A 19,710-nucleotide genomic window follows, 5' to 3' on the forward strand; every position below is an offset into this window, starting at 1 on the left:
CCATGTTGATCAAACACATCCTGAACCGTTCTCCGCAGTCCCCTCAGCCGGCGGCGCACCCCACCGCCACGGCGGCCGCCGGCGGGCCGACGGTGACCGCGGCCGACTGCGGCCTGCTGCTCCTGCGGCTGACCTTCGGCCTGTTCATGGCCGCGCACGGCGCTCAGAAGGTCTTCGGTCTCTTCGGCGGCGGCGGCCTCACCGCGACCGGCAGGGCCTTCGCGTCCCTGGGATTCCGTCCGGGCAAGCTCTTCGCCCTGATCGGGGGACTGTCCGAGCTGCTCGGCGGTCTCGGCCTGGCCCTCGGGCTGCTGACCCCGCTCGCGGCCGCCGCCCTGATCGGCGTCATGATCAACGCGATGGTCACGGTGACCGCCGCCCACGGCCCGTGGGACACGGACGGGGGTGTGGAGTACAACGTGTCGATCGCCGTCGCTGCCCTGGCCGTCGCCGCCATCGGCCCCGGCCGGCTGGCCGCCGACCGCTTCTTCCGCTGGGGCAGGGGCGGCTGGACGGAGGCCGCCGTCGCCCTCGGCCTGGGCGGCATCGGAGCCGCCCTCTCCCTCAGCTTCTAGGCCGCACACCCACAGGCGCCCTCGCAGAGGGGTGAGCAGCCCTGCCCGCACAGGGCGCGCATAATGCGGGGACAGATCGTCAGCGCTGTGGTTACGATGCGGGGGATGAAGACCTTCTCCTCGTACGGATTGGGGGAATCGTCCGCGCAAGGTGAGTGCTGATGGCACATCACCTCGCGAACGACATCCCCTCCCGCCTGTCGATGTGGCAGCGCGTGCGCGAGTACGCCGTGCCACCGTCCATGATCGAGACCGCGACCGCGCGTCGTGCGGTCGGCGACTGGTCGGGGGCCTGCGCCGCCGCCCGCGTCGACGTCGACCTCGATCTGCGCGCCGTGCGCAACCGCCACGGCACCGATGCCGCCGCTCGGCTCCGCGCGGATCTGCGCCGGCTGGCGCCGGATCTGCTCCGCTGGCACATGCCCCGGATCGCTCCCGACGGACGGCTCCGACCCGGCCTCACCCTCTGCCTCGCCCGGTACGGCAGTCCGGGCGGCACACCGCTGCATCTGGTGGTGCGGACACCGCCGGCCTGGGCGGACGCCGGGCAGCGCATGTCGCTGACCCTGTGGGAGGGGCCCGGAAACACCGTCCCGGGGCACCACCCGCACCCCTACCCCGACCGGCGCCACCGCCTCGACCTGCACCGGCACCTGTGGGACTCCGCACGGAGCGGCGAACTCGCCCGGCGCTGCGGCGCGGACGACGCACCGCCGACGCCGCCCGGCCGCTGCGGCGGAACGCGCCGGCCGGCCCCGCCGGATCTCCGGGACCGCCCGGGTGATCCGGTTCGTCCGGACCGGCCCGGCGGCGACGCCTCGTGGGCGGTCTCCCGCTGGGCCGCCGAGGCGGAGCTGCTGCTGCGGGCCGAGGGCCGCCGCCCTCGCGGCGCCTTCACCGTGCGGCTCGGCGCCCGCGACCGTGCCGTGCTCGAACTCGTCGCACCCGACGACAGCCACGCCCCGGCGTTCCGGCCCCTGCGGGAGCCACTGCCCTCCCAGCAGGTCGCCGCGCTTCCCGTGCTGCCGGAAGCGGCGGCCCGCGTCCTGCCCGACCTGGAACTGCTGCGCGCCGGGCTCGTCACGGCCGGTCGCCTGCATCCGCTCGTCGCCGCGGCACTGGCGCAGCGGAGCCCGGCCACGGCGGCCGGACCGGCGCCCGGTCCCGACGACCCGCACCGGGTGCGGTGCCGGGGCGAGATCCACCGCATCGCGCCGCGGGACGGGGTGCTGACCGCGATCGACCACGATCCGGGCGAGCTACGGCGGGAAGAGCTGCTGGTGGCGCTCGGCGGCCCGGCGCTGCCCTGCCTGCGGGCCATCGACGCGGTGCATAGCAGCCCAGAGGCACTGCCCGCGGTCCGGGAGCGGCTCCTGCACGGTGACGTCACCGGAGCGCTGACCGTGGTCGAGGGACTCCTCGGTCCCGGCGCCCTCCTGCCCGACGGGCCGCTCCGGCGGGAACTGGAGTCGGCCGCGACCCGACGCGTCGACCACGGTCTCTTCCGCTCGGGGCTGGTCACCGTGCACCCCGCCGCGCGTACCGCCGCAGGCGGCGACGCCTCGGACGCGGGTCACCGCCCCCGGCCCGAGCGCCGTACCCCGCACGCCCTGCTCGGCAAGCGGAGCAGCCGGGCCCGGCCACGCACCGGCCTCATGCGCTGACCGGCCATCCTCCGCTCAGCCCACCCGGCCCGCCCACCTCACCCAGCGGTGCCCCATGCCCTCACGACCTTTGGACGGGCCCTCCCGTTCCCCCAGCCCACCCAGGTGATGCCCATGACCTCCAGCACCCTCCGGCGGACCGCGGTCTCCGCCGCCGCGCCCGCACCCCAGCCCGCCGGCCCGTCCGGCACCCGCGCCCGGCTCGCCGTAGCCGACGACCTCCTGACCCTCCTGCGGACCACCACCACCGAGCCCCGCCCCGACGACCAGCTCGCGGCACTGACCCTGGCCGTCGCGGCCGACCTGCCCGTACTGCTCTGGGGCGAACCGGGCATCGGCAAGACCGCGGCCCTGACACAGCTCGCCGACTCCCTCGGCCTGCCGCTGACGACCGTGATCGCCAGCGTCCACGAGCCGTCCGACTTCTCCGGGCTGCCCATCGTGGGCGAGGACCCGGCGGTGCGGGGCGTGCCGATGGCGCCACCGCAGTGGGCCGTGGAGCTGGTGCGGGCCGGACGGGGGCTGCTGTTCCTGGACGAACTCTCCACCGCCACCCCCGCCGTCCAGGCCGCACTGCTCCGGGTCGTCCTGGAGCGGAAGGTGGGCGCCCTGCAACTACCGCGGGGCGTACGGGTCGTGGCCGCCGCGAATCCGCGCGCCTCCGCGGCGGACGGGTGGGAGCTGAGCCCGCCGCTCGCCAACCGGTTCGTGCACCTGCACTGGGTGCACGACCCAGAGGTGGTGGTGCGCGGGCTCGGCGGGGTCTGGCCCCGGGCCGAGCTGCCCCGGCTGGCGCCCGAGCGGCTGCCGGAAGCGGTGGCCCACGCCCGGCGCGCGGTCTGCGGCTTCCTGCGGGCCCGGCCCACGCTGATCCACCGGCTGCCCGGCACGGAGGCACGGCGCGGCGCCGCCTGGCCCTCGCCCCGCAGCTGGGACGCCGCGCTGACCCTGCTGGCCTTCGGCACGGCGGCCTCCGTCTCCCGCGAGGTGCTGGCGCTGCTGGTGCGGGGCGCGGTGGGGGACGGCCCGGGGCTCGAACTCCTCGCCCACCTGGACCGGATGGACCTGCCGGACCCCGAGTCGCTGCTGGCCGACCCCGCCCGCGCCGAGCTGCCCGAGCGGGGCGATCTGTGCCAGGCGACGCTGGAGGCGGTGGTGGCCGCCGTCGGAGCCCGGCCGGAGCGGCAGCGGTGGGAGGCGGCCTGGGCGGTACTGGTCCGGGCCCTGGAGACCGGCGCCGCGGACCTGCTGGTGGCGCCGGCGACGACGCTGGCGGCGCTGCGGCGCGACGACTGGGAGGTGCCGGAGGCGGTGGAGCGGCTGGCACGGGTGGTCGGCCTCGTCCGGCGGGCGGATGAGTCCGTGGGACGGGCCAGGGCGGCCGGCGCCGGGCGTACGACGGGGACGCGCCGGTGACGGGGGCCGCCAAGCGCCCGGTGCCGCTGCCGCGTCCCCTGCCCCGGCCCGCGCCGCCCCGCCCGGTACGGGCCACGGCGCCGCCCGAGCCGACCGCCTCCGGCGGGCCGTACGACCGTCCCGGACTGCCGCTGGACCAGGAGAAGCTGCTCGCCGCCCGGCTGCACGCGGTGCGGGTCCGCCCCTACCTGGCCGCCGCCCTCTTCGCGCTGCACGTGGTGGAGGACCGCTCGGTGCCGACGATGGCGGTGGACGCGCACTGGCGCTGCTACGTCTCACCGGGGTTCGTGGCGCGCACCCCGGTGGGGGAACTGGCGGGCGTCTGGGTGCACGAGGTCTCCCACCTGCTCCGCGACCACCACGCGCGGGGCGAGCGGTACGCACGGGAGCATGACGGGCACGGGCCACCGGGCGAGCGGGGCGGGACGGGGGCCTGCCGGGCCGGGAGCCGCGAGCGGCTACGGCGGAACATCGCCGCCGACTTCGAGATCAACGACGACATCTACGGGGACGGCCTGCCCCGGCCGGCCGGGGCGGTCCATCCGTCCCTGCTGCGGCTGCCCGAAGGTCTGCTCATGGAGGAGTACCTGAGCACGGCGTCGCTGTCCGGGCTCACCGCGGACCTGGCCTGGCTGGACTGCGGCAGCGGTGCCGACGGGCAGGCCCGGCCGTGGGAGCTGGGACCCGAGGGGGCGCACGGGCTGAGCAGGCAGCAGCGGGACGCGGTCCGCTTCCGGGTGGCCGAGGGCATCAAGGGCCGGCCCGGCCACGCGCCGGAGGGATGGCGCCGGTGGGCCGAGGAGGTGTTCCACCCGCCGCAGCCCTGGCGGCAGTTGCTCGGAGCGGCGGTCCGCTCGGCGACGGGCGCGCCCGGGGCGGGCGAGGACCACAGCTACCGGCGTCCGTCCCGGCGCTCGGCCGGTGTCCCCGGAGTGCTGCTGCCGAGCCTGCGCCGCGAACCGCCCCGGGTCTGCGTCGTGATCGACACCTCCGGGTCGGTGAGCGACGCCGAACTGGGCAGCGCGCTGCTGGAGGTCGCGGCGATCGCGCGGGCCGTGGGCGGACGGCGCGACCTGGTCTCGGTGATCTCCTGCGACGCGGCGGCCGGGGTCGCCGTCCCCCTCTGCCGCGCCGAGAACCTCGCCCTGGTCGGCGGCGGCGGAACCGATCTGCGCTCCGGTTTCATCCGGGCGCTGCGCTCCCGTCCCCGCCCGGACGTGATCGTGGCCCTCACGGACGGACAGACCCCGTGGCCCTCCACCCAGCCGCCCTGCCGCACCGTCGTCGGCCTCTTCCCGCGCCCCGCCCACGCCGCGGACGAGGACGACCCCGACTACGTCCCGGACACCCCACCGCCCTGGGCACGGGTCGTGACGATCGGCTGAGCATGACCCTCAGCTTTCCGGCGGCGGCGGTGTCTCGGGCCGGGACCGGCCGAGGGTCTGTGCCGCGGCCTCGGCGAAGTCGTGGACGAGGGGCGAGCGCCGGGACGCCGCCCACGCCAGGGCCACCTCGTTGGGGCCGATGTCCTCCACGGGCAGCGGGACCACGTCGGGACGGGTGTAGAAACGGGCGGTGGACAGCGGGAGCACGCAGACGCCCGCACCGGAGGCCACCAGTTCCAGTTTCTCCTCCACCTGGTGGATCGCGGGCACCCCGGGCCGCCGCCGCTCGCGCAGCTCCAGTGCCACGTCACGCCATTCGGGTACGGCGTCCGGGTCCTGGAGCAGGTGCTCGGGGGCGAGGTCGCCGACGGTCACCGACGCCCTGTCCGCCAGCCGGTGCCCGGCCGGCACGATGACGACCCGCGGCTCCCGGAAGAGCGGCCGCACCCGAAGGCCCCGCCGGTCGATGGGCAGCCGCACGACGCCGATGTCCGCCCGGCCGTCGTGCAGCACCCGCACCTGGTCGTCCCAGCTGGTGCGCAGCAGACGCACGTCGACGCCGGGGCGGCGGGCGGTGAAGAGCGCCGTGGCCGGGGTGAGAGTGATGCCGGGCATGAACCCGATGGTCAGCGTGGGGGTGCCCCGCGCCGTCGTCCGCACCCGCCGCAGCAGCGCCTCCGCCGACGCGAGCAGCGGGACGGCGTCCTCCAGCAACTGCTCCCCGGCCGCGGTGAGCAGCGTGCCGCGCCGGTCCCGTGCGAAGACCTCGACGCCCAGGTCGTCCTCCAGGCTCCGGATCTGCCGGGACAGCACCGGCTGCGCGACGTGCAGCCGCTCGGCCGCGCGCCCGAAGTGCAGTTCCTCGGCCACGGCCACGAAATACCGGAGCTTGCGCAGGTCGACATCCACCCGGACTCACCGCTCACTCTCTCCGAGACCCTGTGGGACGATCGAGGCAGTCGTGTACGAATCTACCCGTCCCGGCCACGGCTCCGGCCGTCCGGGCCGCGGCCGGGACGTCACGGACGGCGCCCGCCGCGTCCTCGCCGTGGTCACTCCTCGCCGGCGAGGACGGCCAGCGGGTCGGTGTGCGCGGGCGTCCAGCCCAGCTCGGCCTCGGCGCGCGCCGGAGTGAACCGCTGGTCCAGGGCGAAGGCGTCCGCGACCGGGCCCATCCGCTCACGGGCCTGCTCCAGGGTGAGGGAGGCGACCTTGCCGTCGAGGCCGACGGAGCGGGCCACGGCCAGCGAGCACTCCCTGGCGGTGGGGTTCACCCCGCCCACGCCGACGTACACCGAACCGGGCGCCGCCTTCAGCGCGGCGACGTACAGTTCCGCGATGTCGTCGACGTGCACCAGCGCCCAGCGGTTCGCGCCGTCGCCGATGTACGGAACGGCGCCCGCCTCCTTGCCCGGGACCGCGTAGAACATGTCGATGAGGCGGTTCTCGCCGCCGTACAGCAGACCGGGCCGCACCACGACGGGACGGCCGCCCTGCCGCGCGCGCCGCAGCACGGCGTCCTCCACCGGCGCGCGCCAGGCGACCAGGGACGGCGGGTTCCAGGGGGCGGTCTCGTCCACGACCCCGTCCGTGTCGCCGTGGACCCAGGTGCCGCCGGTGTGCACATAGGTGCCGCTGCCCACGCCGTCCTGCATGGCGCCGGCCGCCGCGAGGTCCTCGTCCCCGGTACCGGCCTGCGCCAGGTGGACGACCGCCTCCGCGCGGGCCGCCGCCGCGTTCAGCACAGCGAGGTCGCCCAGCCCGCCGCGCACCGGTGTCGCCCCGAGGGCGGCGACGGTCCCGGCGGCGCGGTCGTTGCGGGCCAGCGCCTCCACGGTGTGCCCGTGGCGGACCAGCGCACTGATCGTGGCCTTGCCGATGTATCCGGATCCGCCGGTGAGGAAGATCTTCATGTCATGGCTCCTGTCGTCCGCAGCTCGCTGATGTCGCCGGCTTCGCTGATCAGCCTGCGCTCGGGAACGGAGCCGCGTCCAAGACCTCTTCCGGCGCCTGTGATACCCGAAGGGCATCACAGGCGCCGGAAGGGCGGAGGCGGGTCAGCCGCGCAGGGTCGCGGCCGGGCCGTTGTACGCCTGTGCCGTCAGCACCGGGTGCCGTGCCGCGCTCGCCCCCTTCGGCCAGGACAGCCGGACGGTGCGGGACTCGCCGGGCAGCAGCCACAGGTAGTTGTCGCTGTACAGCGTCGGCAGCACCCGCCGGCCGTGCGCGTCCTCCAGCAGCGACAGCCGGACCATGGCGGCCACCGCCGAGCCCTGGTTGCGGACCACCGCCGTCAGCTCCTCGCGGTCGCCGGACTGCGACCGCCGGGTGATCGCACCCGTGAGCTTCACCTGCTTCGCCTTGTTCAGTCCCCGCAGCGCGGCGGTCTCGCGGTAGCGCCAGTAGGTGTTCCGCGACAGCTCCCCGCCCCGGGAGTCCTCCAGCGTCAGCCGCAGCAGGTGCAGGTCCGGGAGGCCGTCCGTCCACGCGGCGGTGAACGCCTCGGCGGTGGACGCCCGTTCCACGTCCACCCGGGCCGTCCTGCTCCCGCCGAGCTGCCGGCCGGACAGGTCGTACAGCCGCGCGGTGACGGTGGCGCCCCGCAGGTCCGCCGACGTGTGGTTCACCGCGATGACCCGCCACTTCACCGGATCGGCCTGCACGTGCAGCGGCTCGCAGGCCGAACGGGCGCCGTAGTAGGTGCCGTTGACGTCGAAGTCGTAGTCGTACGTCTGCCAGACGGTGCTGTGCCAGGCCGGGTGGGACATCCACAGCATCAGACCGGATGCGTTGTCCCACAGGTTGGCGTTCCACGCCTCGAACATGGCCCGGGTGTTCTCGTAGTTGACGAACTGCGCCTTGCGGGCGAAGTCGTCCAGGTCACCGGACTCGCCCAGCCGGGCCTCGATGGCGGCCTTGTAGTTCTGCGGCGCCTGGTTCCCGCGCTCGCTCCAGTCGTGGTAGTACCACGCACCCCGGATCGGCCACTCCGGCTCGTCGCCCGTCATGCTGCGGGTGCTCGCCGCGGTGGAGACGACGGGCATGCCGATCTCGGTGTGGAAGCCGAAGTCACGGCTGCCGTACGTCATCGGGTCGAAGTACTTCTCCGGTTCCACCCAGCCGTAGGGGCCGCCGCCCGTGATGATGCCGCCCGCCGAGTTGTTCTGGTAGAGCACGCCGGGCACCTGCTGCTCCACCGCCTCGCGCATCCCCTTGTCGATGGCGGCCGGGGGGTTGCCCTCGTTGGCGCCGCACCAGACCGCCACGGACGGGTGGATGCGGTACCGCAGCACGGTGTCCCGCGCGATCGCGTTGAAGGCGTCGTGGTCCGGCGGGTCCATGCCCCACGCGTTGGGGAAGTCGTTCCACACCAGGATGCCGTGCCGGTCGCAGGCCGCGAAGAACTCCTCACGGTCGCTGCTGCCGACCCAGTTGCGGATCATCGTGAAGTTCATGTCCCGGTGCATCCGCACCGCCGCGTCCATGCGCTCCGCCGGCATCCGGCGCAGCAGTTCGTCCCAGCCCCAGTTGCCGCCGCGAGCCAGCACGCGCACGCCGTTGACGCTGATCTTCAGCGGGTCCGGGGTGTTCGACACGGTCTTCACGTCGGTCCAGGTGTCACCGTCGTCGGACACCTGGATCGTGTACGACTTCGGGTAGGCGGTCTCCCAGACGACGGCGACGCGGTCGAACGCCCGCGAGGAGCCGAGGTCCACCTGGATCCACTGGTGGTCCTCGTAGGCGGAGGACCAGCGGGTGTTCGGGTTGCCGTCGGTGGCGTTCGACGCCGGGTGGTCGGACTCCTCCGTGGAGGCGGTGGCCTTCTGGCGCAGGGCGAGGTCGGTGCCGGGTTCACTCCGGTCGACGACGGACAGCGACCACAGCGAGTTGCCCCAACTGGTGTTGCGCAGACCGCAGTCGAGACGGACGTAGCGTGCGGTCCGCCGGTCGAAGTCCTCCACCTGGAGACTGGCGTTGCCGTTGTTGAACGGCAGCGGAACCGCCCCGTTGTCCACCGACGTCACATCGGTCCAGTCCGAGCCGTTCGAGGAGACCTGGACGACGAAGGTCTTCGCGTACGCCTGCTCCCAGGTGAGGTCGACCCGGTCGAAGGTCTGGACGGAGCCGAGGTCCACCCTGATCCACTGGTCGTCCTCGTAGGCGGAGGACCAGCGGGTGCCGGGGTCGCCGTCGGTGGCGTTGGCCGCGCCGTTGCCGTCCTGATCGGTGCTGGACGCCTCGGCGTGGGCGTGCAGCGCGAGGTCGGTGTCCGGCCGGGTGCCGTCCCGGACGGACAGGGTCCACAGGGAGCTGCCCCAGGAGGTGGCCCGCGTCAGGCAGCGGACGCGGACGTGCCGGGCCTGCTGCCGGGCGAAGGTCACGGTCTGCGTGTAGGCGTCGCCGGAAGCGGTGAACGCGAGCGGCACGTCGTACTCGTAGCCGAACTGGCGGATGCCGAAGCGGGTGGTGCGCCGGTCGCTCTCCTGGCCGCCGGCCGTGGCGGTGAGCGTGAGGTCGTGCAGGTGCGCCTCGCCCAGCCCGTTCGGCCACCACAGCTCGGGCTCGCGCAGCCTCAACTGGCCGAAGGCGTCCGGCGCGAAGACGACGTCCAGGCTCCCGCCCGCCTTCACGGTGACCGTCTTCGACACCCGCACCCCGTCGAAGGCGGCCGTGACCGTCGCCTCGTGGTCGGCGGTGTCCGCGTTGCGCACCGGCACGACGATGGTCAGCTCGGCCACCGACACATCCGGCAGCGCGGGCAGCACGGTGTCCACGCGGGGGTCGCCGATGACGACGTGCCCGGTCGATCTGAGCCGGACGTGGTTCCAGATGCCCGCCGCGCGGTCCCGTACGGCCGGCATCCAGTCCCAGCCCGAGGAGGCCAGGTACGTCGGGGAGTTGAGGTTCATCTGCTGCGCGCCGGCGTCGACCCAGGACTCGCCCAGCGGCCCCTTGTCACCCGGGCTGCCCGGCACCGGCATCGGCGTGATCTTCACCGCGAGCGCGTTCTCGCCGCTCGCGGCGAGCTGCCGGGTGACGTCGAAGGCGGCACGGGCGAACGGGTACGTCAGGTCGCCCACCCGCGTGCCGTTGAGCCACACGTCGGCCTTGTGGTTGACGCCGTCGAACTCCAGCCAGACGTGCCGGCCGGCCCCGGTGCGCAGCCCGCGCGGCAGGGCGAAGTCCCGCTTGTACCACCAGGAGTGGCGCGACAGCGCCTCCGGTACCCGCAGGTTGTTCAGACCCGCCACCGGGTCGGGCAGCTTGCCCTGCTCCACGAGCGAGCCCAGCACCGTGCCGGGTACGGTCGCGGGCAGCCAGCCGCTGGTGTCGACGGACGTCTTCGACAGACCGGCGCCGTCCGCGCCGGCCCAGTCGTCCATGGTGAGCCGCCAGCCCGACTCCACGGGCACGGTCCCGTCACCGGCGACCGTGAGCGCCGGGGCCTCGTCGTGCCGGGTTCCCCAGTCGGTCCACCCGGTGGCCGAGGGACGGTGGCCCCTGGCGGTGCCGTACACCTCGAAGCCGTTGAGGCCGAGGGGCAGCGGGCTGGAGCGCTTGCGCGACGTCATGCGCACCCAGCGCGCGGACACCGGCCGGGGAAGCTGGACGTCGACGACGCCACCGGTGCCGGCCGTGGTGCTGTACACCGTCGTCCAGGACTCGTGGTCCACGGACGTCTCGACCGTGAACACCAGCGAGAAGCTCGACTGGATCTCGTCACCGGTGGTGCCGCTGTGCACATTGCCGCTGGTGGGCGGCGTGTACACCGGGTCGGAGGCGTCGGCCTCGAAGGTGAGGCGGACCCGTGTGACCTCGCAGGCCGCCTGGAGGTCGACGGCTATCCACTGCGGGTCACCGCCTTCGGCACGCCAGCCGCTGCCCTTGACGCCGGGGGAGGAGAGGCGGTCGACCACGAAGGAACCGGGGGTGGCGGCGTAGGCCGTGGAAGACACCGAGACCGGCCGGTGGAGCGCCAGCTCACCGGGGGAGGCGGCAGAGCCCACCGGCGCGCCGCCGGGCGCGGCGACCGCGGTCGCCGCAGGAGGCAAACCGAGGCCGAATCCGGCCAGCAGGGTGGTACCCGTGGTGACGATGGCCCGTCGCGACGGATGCCGCGACGGATCCGACTGATCTGTCATGAGCGTGACGTCCCATCAAAAAGCGGTGCGGTCCGGACCTCTCCGGGTCTGACGCAGGAGGAATGACAACGTTGCCAAAGGCTGGGTGGCGCAGCGGCTCGTGTCAACCCCTGATGCGCGGATCGATGTTCGACCGGTTCCGCCGTCTTGTGACGGGTTCTGGCACAACATGGCTACAGCGAATGAGGGAAGGGTGTGGCCGGCGGTCCGTGTGTGTGCGAGCGGGCCGAGGTGTGTACCGCGGCGGGCAAGGTAAGGTGTGAGGGGTTTGAGTGGATTCCTCGGGCTTCGCGTTCCCGGCACCGCCCTTAATGACGTGGGGTGTCACTCGGCCGGCCGTGGCTCGGTGGGGTGGGTGGTCGCCGTATATGTGTGAGGTGGTTGCACATGTGATCGGTGCCGGAGGGTGATGTGGTGGGGCGACAGGCGGGGCCGAGGCGCCCACAGTAGTACGATATTCAAACGGTGGATTCCAAGATTCCGGGAGGCGTCCGTGGCGCTGGAGGCGGCTGGCGTCTCGCACGAGGAGGAAGCCCTCTACCAGATGCTCGTGACGTCCGGTCGGGCCACCCGGGAGGACATCGCCCAGCGGGCCCGCCTGACCGACGCGGAGGCCGGGCGGATCCTGGACTCACTGGTCACCAAGGGCCTCGCCACCCATACGGACGGCACCCCCAGGGTGTTCCGCCCCGCCCCGCCCGAGGTGGCGCTGCTGCCCCGGCTGAAGCGCAGCGCCGACGCGCTGGACCTGGCCCGGTTCGAGGCCGCACGTCTCATCGAGTCCTATCGGGAGACGATGCGCAGGCACGACGCCGGCCAGTTGCTGGAGGTGATCACCGGTGCGGAGGCCCTGCGTCAGCAGCTCCGGCAGATCCAGTCGAGCGCGCGCCACGAGATGCTGTGGTTCTGCAAGGCCCAGTACGTGGCCATGCCGTCGGGCACCAACACCGAGGAGTTCGAGGCGCTGGCCCGGGGCGTGCGCTACCGGGTGCTGTACGAGAAGGCGTTCTTCGACGACGAGGGGGCCCTGGAGAACGTGGTGGAGGGTGTGCGGGCCGGTGAGGTGGCCCGTGCCGTACCGCACCTGCCGCTGCGTCTGGCCATCGCCGACCGCTCCGTCGCCGTCTTCCCCCTCGTGGCCGGCGGACCGCACGGCAGCCCGGAGGAACCGACCACCGCGCTGGTCAGGGACAGCAACCTGCTCGCGGCCCTCCTCGCCCTCTTCGACTGCTACTGGGAGGACGCCGTCCCCCTGGACATCGACGGCACCGGCACGCTCGCGGGGGCCGACGGCGCCGGTCCGGCCGACTCGCTCTCGGCCACCGACCGCAAGCTGCTGTCGTTGCTCGTGGCGGGGGTCGCCGACAAGGCGATCGCCTCCCAGATGGGGCTGAGCCGCCGGACGGTCCAGCGCCGCATCCAGGGGATGATGGAGCGCGCCGGCGCGGTGACCCGTATGCAGCTCGCCTGGCAGGCGTCGCGACGCGGCTGGCTGTGAACGGGCCCGCCCGGCGCCGCCCGCACCACGGGCACGCGGCGCGCAGGCGCGTGCCGGCCGCTGCCGCGCTCCGCCCCGTCCACTGACACACGCGGCGGGTGCCGGGCCCACGAGGGGCCCGGCACCCGCCGTACCGAGTGTCCGCGCGCGTCAGCGACGTCCGCGTGTCACGCCGTACCGCGGTGCAGGTACGCCCGCTCCACGGTCTGGCGCACGCTGTCGCCGGCCGAGTCCGTGGCGGTCACGCGGAGCGTCACGTAGGCGTCACCGCGCACCTTCGACGGCCGCTCCACGGTGGCCGTGAACTGCCGGCCGTCGCCGTGCCGCTCGGTGCGCGCGGTGGTCCAGGTCTTCCCGCCGTCGTACGACGCCTCGGCCTTCAGACGTACGCCGAGCGGGGCGGCCACGCCGTCCTGCATGCGGACGGTGAAGCCCAGGCGATGTGCGCGCGCCCGGCTCACGGCGCCCTGCGCGTCCGCCGGTACGGCGTAGTCGAGCTGGAGCAGCGGCAGCGGGGCGGCGCCGGCCGTGGTGTCCGAGCGGAACGTCCACGAGGTGTGCGTGCGCACGCCGAGGCGCCAGTCGTCCGAGACACGGGCGGTCGTCAGGTCGAGCCGGAACCGGGCGTCGCCCGGGGCCACTTCGAAGCTGCCCCACGCGCCGTCGTCGGAGGCCGCGGTCTGCTTGCCGTCGCGGTACAGCACCGCCGTGGCGACGTCGTCGGCGGCGGCCGCCCGGCCGGTGCCGAAGCCGCTCGACTCCGCGAACGACCAGTGTCCGGCGTCGGAATCGGTGAACTCCGGGACGTACACGCTCAGGGTGTCGCCCTTGCGGACCGACGGCATGGTCCAGCCGCGGGGGATGGACGGGCGGACCGGCGTTCCGAACCACCGCTCCGTGGCACGCTGGCCGGGACGGTAGGTGCGCGGCGCGTTCCACATGCCGGCCGCCAGCGGCAGGTCGGGAACCTCGACGACGTCGTGGTGCACGACGTGGTTCCACAGCGTGTCCCCGCCGGTCACGTACTCGACGCGCTCGCGGCCCACCGGCACGTACCGGCTGTACTGGTTCCACGCGGTCTGCTGGTAGGGCCGCCACGCGAAGCGCTGCTCGCTGGCCCACGGAGAGGCGCCGGTGCGGGTGTACGTGCTGCGCACCACGGCGCTCTCCCGCTGCGAGACGGTGTGCACGACCTGCTGGGGGACGAAGCCCTTCGACACCTGCACCACGTCGTACAGGTACGGGCTGCGCACCGTGCCGGAGAACGTCACCGTCGTGGTGCCCTTGTCGACGCGTCGCAGCAGGGCGGTGCCGTCCTTCCAGGAGGCCCGCATGCCGGGCAGCGCCGTCCGGTCACCCGTCGGCTTCCAGCGGGTCCAGGCGCTGTCCTGGTCCTCGGGCCACACCATCAGCAGCGCCTTGGCCCCGGCCTTCGCGGCGGACCGGGCGAGTTCGGGCTCGGTGACGGAGAAGTCGTACCGTACGACGGCGAGTTTCCCGCGTGCGCGACGGAAGTCCGGCGCCGACGACGTGCCCGCGTCCACGGCGGTCAGCCGTGCGCCGCGGTCCGGGAAGACGGGGGAGTCCGCCTCGTAGAACGGGGTGAACTCCCCGGAGCCGCCGGAGACCTTCGCCCGCAGTTGCGGGGCCACCAGCTGCCAGCGCGAGGAGAACTCGAAGTCGCCGTCGGTGACCCGGGAGGTCGGGCTGACGTAGAGGCGGGTGACGTCGTCGAAGTACATGGCTCCCTGGATCAGTCCGTGGCCGTCGATCCGGCGGTACACGGTCGTGCTGAGGACGCCGTGCTGCTCGGCCGGGCGAGGTGTGCGGATGCGCACCGGGGTGGCCTCGGCGGCGTTCAGCGTCACCGTCCGGTCCTTGGTGACCTTGACCTCGGGGACGACGACGGTGCCCGCCTCGCCGCCGTGAGCGGTCATGTCGTAGAAGGACGAACTGACGTAGTACGTGCCCTCTTCCACGAGGGCGACGTGGGCCTGCCTGTCCGTGTAGTCCACGAATCCGTCGGGGCCCCAGATCGTGGGCAGCCAGTCCGGCATCACCTTGCCGTCGCGGTCGCGGTAGACCACGGTCAGTCTGTGCTGCGGGGCGTGTACGGCGAGGGAGACGGTGGTGTGCGTGAGAACGGCACCGTCCGCGGACTTCGCGGTGAGGTACCCGTAGTAGGCGCCACGGACCGCGTGCCGGGCGTCGGTGCTCAGCGGCACCTCGGCCGTGGCGCCGGGCGCGAGCCGCACCGTGTCGGAGCCGAGGCCGACCACCCCGTCCGGGAGCGCGCGCCCGGAATCGGTGGCCAGGCTGAGGGCCAGGGAGAGCGTGACGGGACGGTCGCCGGAGTTGGTGTAGCGAACCGTGGCCGACTGCTGCCGCCCTCCCGTGCCGCCGGTCCGCAGCGGGGCGAGGGTGACGGAACCGCTGGCCCGCACCGGGCCCAGGGCCGCGGCCACGTCGATACGGCCGCCGCCCTGCTCGGTCACCCGTGTGCGGGGCACGGTGTGCGCGGTGCTGATCAGCGCGTCCTTGAGCTGTTGGGCGTCCCAGTCCGGGTGCCGCTGGGCCAGCAGCGCGGCGGCGCCGGCGACGTGCGGGGTGGCCATGGAGGTCCCCGACAGGGCGACGTAGTGGGCGTCGACCGGGTCGCCCAGGGTGGTGCCGGTTGCGCGGGCGGCGACGATGCCGACCCCGGGGGCGGTCACGTCGGGCTTGACCGCGCCGTCGCCCAGGCGCGGGCCGCGGCTGGAGAACGGGGCGAGGGAGTCGTCACGGTCGACGGCCCCCACGGTCAGCGCGGCGTCGGCCGCACCCGGCGAGCTGACGCTGGACGGGCCGCTCTCGCCCTCGTTGCCCGCCGCGACGACGAAGAGCGTGCCGCTGGAGGCGGTGAGGGAGTCGACCGCCTGGCTGAGCGGATCGGTGCCGTCCGTCGGGGACCCCGACCCCAGGCTCATGTTGACGACCTTGGCGTGTTCGCGTGTCGCCCACTGCATGCCGTCGATGACGGCCGACTCGGACCCGTAGCCGTCGTCGCCCAGGACCTTGCCGATGAGGAGGTCGGCCCGGGGCGCCACACCGCGCCGGGTCCCGCCCGACGCGGCGCCGCTGCCGCCGACGATCGAGGCGACGTGCGTGCCGTGACCGAAGTGGTCGTCCGTGTTGGAACTGCCCGAGAAGTCCTGGGCCTCGGCGATACGGCCCGCCAGGTCGGGATGGCTCGCGTCGGCACCCGTGTCGAGCACGGCCACCTTGACGCCCTGGCCCTCGTCACCCGCCTTCCAGGCGGTGGGGGCGTTGATCTGCGCGGTGCTGCGGTCCAGCACGGCCTTCACCCTGGCGTCCAGCGAGACCCGCGGCGTCAGTGCGGCACGGGCGACGCCGGCTGTGCCGCCGGGGTTCAACGTCTTCCAGAACTCGCCCAGTTGCCGGTCGGCGACGCGCAGCGACCGTGCGTGGATGCTCGGCAGCTTCCGGGAGCCGGTGCCCGGCGTGCGGAGTGCCACGAGCCGGTCGGCGGTGGCCGCGGCGGCGCGTGCCGCCTCGGCGGTGACCCTGGACCCGTCCGGGGACGGCTCGGAGGAGACGATCAGCGGGAGGGCGGAGGTGTGTGCCTCGTCGTAGCCCTGTGAGATCAGGGCGGTCACGTCGAACAGCCGGCGGTCCAGTGCGCCCGCGGACACCAGGGCCTCGGCGTCCCGCGGGAGCACGGTCAGCGACTTGCCGTCCGCCTCGAACGTCTCGAAGGGGATGCGCTCGCGACCGGGACCGGGCCGCACCGACGCGGTGCGCCGTCCGCCGGGCAGCGACGTCACGGTCACCTGGTCCCCGGTGATCAGCCGTACGGTCGTCGAGCGTGCACCCGGTTCCGCCGTGGGACGAGTGACGGTACCGCTGGTCGCCGTCCGCGCCACGGCGGTGCTGGGTACGGCGCCGGCAAGCAGTACCAATCCTGTTGATATCGCCGCCGTGAGGCGGAACTTTGCCATCAGGGAAACACCTTTCGAACAGCCGTAGATCACAACTGTCCGAAATCATTTGGCGAGAAGGCCGGACCTGTCACGGGCGCGAGCTGTCACAGCTGCGACATGTCTCAACGGCGACACGCCGGAGCTCGCCGGGAGTGCGCGCGGGTCGTGCCGCCGCGTTTCCCCTTCAGGCGGTGCGGAACCGGAACGCGCCGGTCCCGCTGCCCAGCGTCAGCCAGACGTGGTCTTCCTCCTTGACCAGGCGCAGCGCGACATAGGCGCACCCCGGGCAGCGGGCGGTGATCCCGGGTTCGGGCCCGTAGAGGCGCAGTTGCGCCAGCGACCCCGCCCGCTTGCAGTGGGGGCATCGCCACCAGGCCGTGGTGGGCTCCACGGAGAGGATCTCCGACAACGGACCGGCAAGAGCGTTGCCGTCGAGGAAGGCGCCGGGGTCTCCCATGAGAATCTCCCCTCGTCCGGAGCGGAAGGGTCAGCCGAAGCGTTCGGTGCGGATGGTCGCGGGTTCCTTCCCCCGGCCCGCGAACAGCTCGACGAGCAGCTCACCGACGGTCTCCACGAATCCGGTGGGACCGCAGACGTAGACGGGACTCACCGGGTCCAGGCGGGCCGCCGGCTCCCGCAGGTCCGCCGCCGTGACGCGGCCGGGCGCGCGGGGAGCGCCGTGCGGGCTCCGGCGGGTGTGGAGGAACCGTACGTCGAGGAACGGGCCGCCGTCTTCGAGTTCCTCCCGGTACCAGATGTCCTCGGGATCGCGCACGGAGTACACCAGTTGGAAGAGGCTGCGCGAGCCGGCCGAGCGGTGGGCGCGGACCATGGCCATGAGCGGTACGACACCGGAGCCGCCCGCCACCGAGAGCACCGGTTCGGTCTGCTCCGGGCGCCACACGAACCAGTTGCCGAGCGGTCCGCGCATCTCGACCTGCTCGCCCGGCGGCAGTCGGTCCGCCAGGTAGGGCGAGACCTCACCGTCGGACACGGCCTGCACACCCAGTTCCAGCCGGTCGTCGTCGGCGGGCGCCGCCAGGGAGTAGCTGCGGACGGCCTGGTAGCCGTCGTCGGCGGTGAGGCGCACGTCGACGTGCTGGCCGGGCAGGTGACCGGGCCAGCCGGGCACGGTGAACACCAGCGTACGGGCGGTCGCGCTCTGCGCATGCCGTTCGACCAGCCGTGCCGGCCGCCAGGCGAGGGCCACGGTCAGTCCCCCCGGTGCCGCTGCTCGCGCCAGGGGTCGCCGTAGGCGTGGTAGCCGGCGGACTCCCAGAAACCCGGGTCGTCTTCGCGGGTGAGCCGCAGTCCGCGCACCCACTTCGCCGACTTCCAGAAGTAGAGGTGCGGCACCAGCAGCCGGGCCGGCCCGCCGTGCTCGGGCGTAAGCGCGTAACCGTCGTAGGTGTGCGCGATCCACGCCCTGCCGCCGAGGAGGTCGGCGAGCGGAAGGCTGGTGGTGTAACCGCCGTGGCTGTCGGCCACCACGTACGCGGCGGTCGTCTCCAGCCCGTCCAGGAGGACGTCGAGTGACACCCCGCGCCAGCGCGTGTCGAACTTGGACCAGCGGGTGACGCAGTGGATGTCCGTCACCGTGTCCTGCTGGGGCAGGGCCATCATCTGGTCCCAGGTCCAGCTCCGCTTCTCCCCGAGCTCCGTGGTGACGGTGAACGACCAGGCTTCGGTCGGCACCCGCGGAGTGGGACCGGCCGACAGGACGGGGAACGACTCGGTCGGATACTGCCCGGGCGGCAGCCGTTCCGCCAACGAGTGGGGTCGTCCCCTGAAGCCGGGTGAGAAGGAAGTCAACGTCGTCTCCTGCCCGCTGTGACCCGCCGCTGGAGGAGCACGAAGGCTCCTCCTCCAGTCTCGGACCGCGGCGGCGGCTTGACCACTCGGGCCGGCGGGCGGCGGCGCCGGCGCGGGGAATTCTTGTCCTGCTCCTGGGTGGACATTCCGGCCACCAGGCGTAAAGGTGGGCCCAATGCCGGCCAGAGCCTCCTGTTCACCGCGCGATTCGTGGAGGAAGACCGATGCCCGTCATCGTGTCCACTGCGGAGCTGTCCGCCGCCGACCGGGCGGAACGCTGGCACGAAGCGGTGTCGAACACCTTCGTACCGCTCTGCGTCGATCTCCTGGAGGAGGAGCCGTCGCCCGGCGACATCACCAGCGACCGGCTCGGCGTGCTGCGGATCTCCCACGTCAGCGCGGGGCCGCAGACGGTGACGCGGAGCAGACGCCTGATCACCGGCGAGGACCGGGAATGCATCATCCTCACCCTCCAGGAGCGGGGTACCGCGATGAAGGAACAGGACGGGCGGCAATGCGTGGTCCGGCCCGGCCAGTTCTCCCTTTCGGATTCCTCCCGCGCCTTCCAGAAGACGCTCCACGAAAGTTTCGCCTTCACCTCCTTCCATTTTCCTCGCGAAGTGCTCTCCGTACGGCCCGAGGACCTGCGGTCGCTGACCGCGACCACGTTCACCGGGACCGAGGGGAGCTCGGCCGTCCTGGCCCGGTACTTCGCGGGCCTGGCGCGCGTGGCGGCCGACGTCGACGACGTCGTCGGCCGCCAGCTCGCCGTCACCGCGCTGGACCTGCTGGCGCTGCTCGTCGACGAGCGCCTCGGTCACCTGTCCCGGCCGCACTCGGCGACGGCCGCCGCCACTCTGGTCCGCGTCAAGGACCACATCATGAGGAATCTGGGCGACCCCGGTCTCTCGCCGCGCACGATCGCCGCCGTTCACTTCATGTCGGTGCGCTACCTGCACAAGGTCTTCGAGCAGGAGGGAACCACGGTGGCCGGATGGATCCGGGCCCAGCGCCTGGAGCGGTGCCGCCGTGACCTGCTCCGCCCCCGGGCACTGGAGACCGGGGTGGCGGTGATCGCACGGCGGTGGGGCTTCGTGAACGCAGCCCACTTCAGCAGGGCCTTCCGCGACGCCTACGGCATGACACCCCGCGAATGGCTGGTGCACGGGCTGTCGGACACGCGGGGGACGGGGAAGGACATGGCCGCCTGAGGCCCCCAGGAGACGGACCTCATCCG

At 73.4% G+C, this 19,710-nt stretch carries 13 protein-coding genes; 6 read left to right on the forward strand and 7 right to left on the reverse strand.

Annotation, left to right across the window (positions count from 1 at the left end):
* Positions 1-2 precede the first annotated feature (2 nt).
* From ACZ5DC_RS24040 to ACZ5DC_RS24055, 4 genes are all read left to right on the forward strand, one after another.
* Positions 3-575: a DoxX family membrane protein gene (locus tag ACZ5DC_RS24040; protein ID WP_468655800.1), complete on the forward strand. Its 573-nt coding sequence runs from the start codon at positions 3-5 to the stop codon at positions 573-575.
* Between the two features lie 161 nt (positions 576-736).
* Positions 737-2,239 (forward strand): hypothetical protein, encoded by a 1,503-nt coding sequence (locus tag ACZ5DC_RS24045; protein ID WP_468655802.1) that lies wholly within the window; start codon positions 737-739, stop codon positions 2,237-2,239.
* 114 nt (positions 2,240-2,353) lie between these two features.
* A complete protein-coding gene (locus tag ACZ5DC_RS24050) occupies positions 2,354-3,655 on the forward strand; it encodes an AAA family ATPase (RefSeq protein WP_468655804.1) in 1,302 nt (433 codons plus the stop codon).
* Positions 3,656-3,786: 131 nt separating this feature from the next.
* A complete protein-coding gene (locus tag ACZ5DC_RS24055; RefSeq protein ID WP_468656104.1) occupies positions 3,787-5,040 on the forward strand; it encodes a vWA domain-containing protein in 1,254 nt (417 codons plus the stop codon).
* Between the two features lie 9 nt (positions 5,041-5,049).
* Here ACZ5DC_RS24055 and ACZ5DC_RS24060 read toward each other — a convergent pair whose 3' ends face one another.
* From ACZ5DC_RS24060 to ACZ5DC_RS24070, 3 genes are all read right to left on the reverse strand, one after another.
* Positions 5,050-5,949 carry a LysR family transcriptional regulator gene (locus tag ACZ5DC_RS24060; protein ID WP_468655806.1) on the reverse strand — a complete coding sequence of 300 codons (900 nt, stop codon included), beginning with the start codon at positions 5,947-5,949 and terminating at the stop codon, positions 5,050-5,052.
* A gap of 143 nt (positions 5,950-6,092) precedes the next feature.
* A complete protein-coding gene (locus ACZ5DC_RS24065; protein ID WP_468655807.1) occupies positions 6,093-6,953 on the reverse strand; it encodes an NAD-dependent epimerase/dehydratase family protein in 861 nt (286 codons plus the stop codon).
* Between the two features lie 144 nt (positions 6,954-7,097).
* Positions 7,098-11,183 (reverse strand): discoidin domain-containing protein, encoded by a 4,086-nt coding sequence (locus ACZ5DC_RS24070; protein ID WP_468655809.1) that lies wholly within the window; start codon positions 11,181-11,183, stop codon positions 7,098-7,100.
* Positions 11,184-11,676: 493 nt separating this feature from the next.
* Between ACZ5DC_RS24070 and ACZ5DC_RS24075 the strand changes: the two genes are divergently transcribed.
* Positions 11,677-12,681: a helix-turn-helix domain-containing protein gene (locus ACZ5DC_RS24075; RefSeq protein WP_468655810.1), complete on the forward strand. Its 1,005-nt coding sequence runs from the start codon at positions 11,677-11,679 to the stop codon at positions 12,679-12,681.
* Between the two features lie 167 nt (positions 12,682-12,848).
* Here the strand turns inward: ACZ5DC_RS24075 and ACZ5DC_RS24080 are convergent, their stop codons facing one another.
* The 4 genes from ACZ5DC_RS24080 to ACZ5DC_RS24095 all read right to left on the reverse strand — a co-directional run bounded on the left by ACZ5DC_RS24080 (position 12,849) and on the right by ACZ5DC_RS24095 (position 18,473).
* Positions 12,849-16,679, reverse strand: coding sequence for a S8 family peptidase (locus tag ACZ5DC_RS24080; RefSeq protein WP_468655811.1), 3,831 nt, complete (start codon positions 16,677-16,679; stop codon positions 12,849-12,851).
* 166 nt (positions 16,680-16,845) lie between these two features.
* Positions 16,846-17,118 carry a DUF6510 family protein gene (locus tag ACZ5DC_RS24085; protein WP_366754512.1) on the reverse strand — a complete coding sequence of 91 codons (273 nt, stop codon included), beginning with the start codon at positions 17,116-17,118 and terminating at the stop codon, positions 16,846-16,848.
* 30 nt (positions 17,119-17,148) lie between these two features.
* Positions 17,149-17,871, reverse strand: a complete 723-nt coding sequence (locus ACZ5DC_RS24090) for an FAD-binding oxidoreductase (protein ID WP_468655813.1) — start codon at positions 17,869-17,871, stop codon at positions 17,149-17,151.
* Between the two features lie 2 nt (positions 17,872-17,873).
* Positions 17,874-18,473, reverse strand: coding sequence for a sulfite oxidase-like oxidoreductase (locus ACZ5DC_RS24095; protein ID WP_468655815.1), 600 nt, complete (start codon positions 18,471-18,473; stop codon positions 17,874-17,876).
* 224 nt (positions 18,474-18,697) lie between these two features.
* On the opposite strand from ACZ5DC_RS24095, the gene ACZ5DC_RS24100 reads away from it, so the two are divergent.
* Positions 18,698-19,684, forward strand: a complete 987-nt coding sequence (locus ACZ5DC_RS24100; protein ID WP_468655817.1) for a helix-turn-helix domain-containing protein — start codon at positions 18,698-18,700, stop codon at positions 19,682-19,684.
* The last annotated feature ends 26 nt before the right edge of the window (positions 19,685-19,710 follow it).

The organism is Streptomyces sp. NPDC031445 (assembly GCF_055581365.1).

Coding starts and splice junctions, on each gene's coding strand:
- ACZ5DC_RS24040 (WP_468655800.1), top strand. CDS start 3: ATGTTGATCAAACACATCCTGAACCGTTCTCCGCAGTCCCCTCAGCCG.
- ACZ5DC_RS24045 (WP_468655802.1), top strand. CDS start 737: ATGGCACATCACCTCGCGAACGACATCCCCTCCCGCCTGTCGATGTGG.
- ACZ5DC_RS24050 (WP_468655804.1), top strand. CDS start 2,354: ATGACCTCCAGCACCCTCCGGCGGACCGCGGTCTCCGCCGCCGCGCCC.
- ACZ5DC_RS24065 (WP_468655807.1), bottom strand. CDS start 6,953: ATGAAGATCTTCCTCACCGGCGGATCCGGATACATCGGCAAGGCCACG.
- ACZ5DC_RS24070 (WP_468655809.1), bottom strand. CDS start 11,183: ATGACAGATCAGTCGGATCCGTCGCGGCATCCGTCGCGACGGGCCATC.
- ACZ5DC_RS24080 (WP_468655811.1), bottom strand. CDS start 16,679: ATGGCAAAGTTCCGCCTCACGGCGGCGATATCAACAGGATTGGTACTG.
- ACZ5DC_RS24085 (WP_366754512.1), bottom strand. CDS start 17,118: ATGGGAGACCCCGGCGCCTTCCTCGACGGCAACGCTCTTGCCGGTCCG.
- ACZ5DC_RS24100 (WP_468655817.1), top strand. CDS start 18,698: ATGCCCGTCATCGTGTCCACTGCGGAGCTGTCCGCCGCCGACCGGGCG.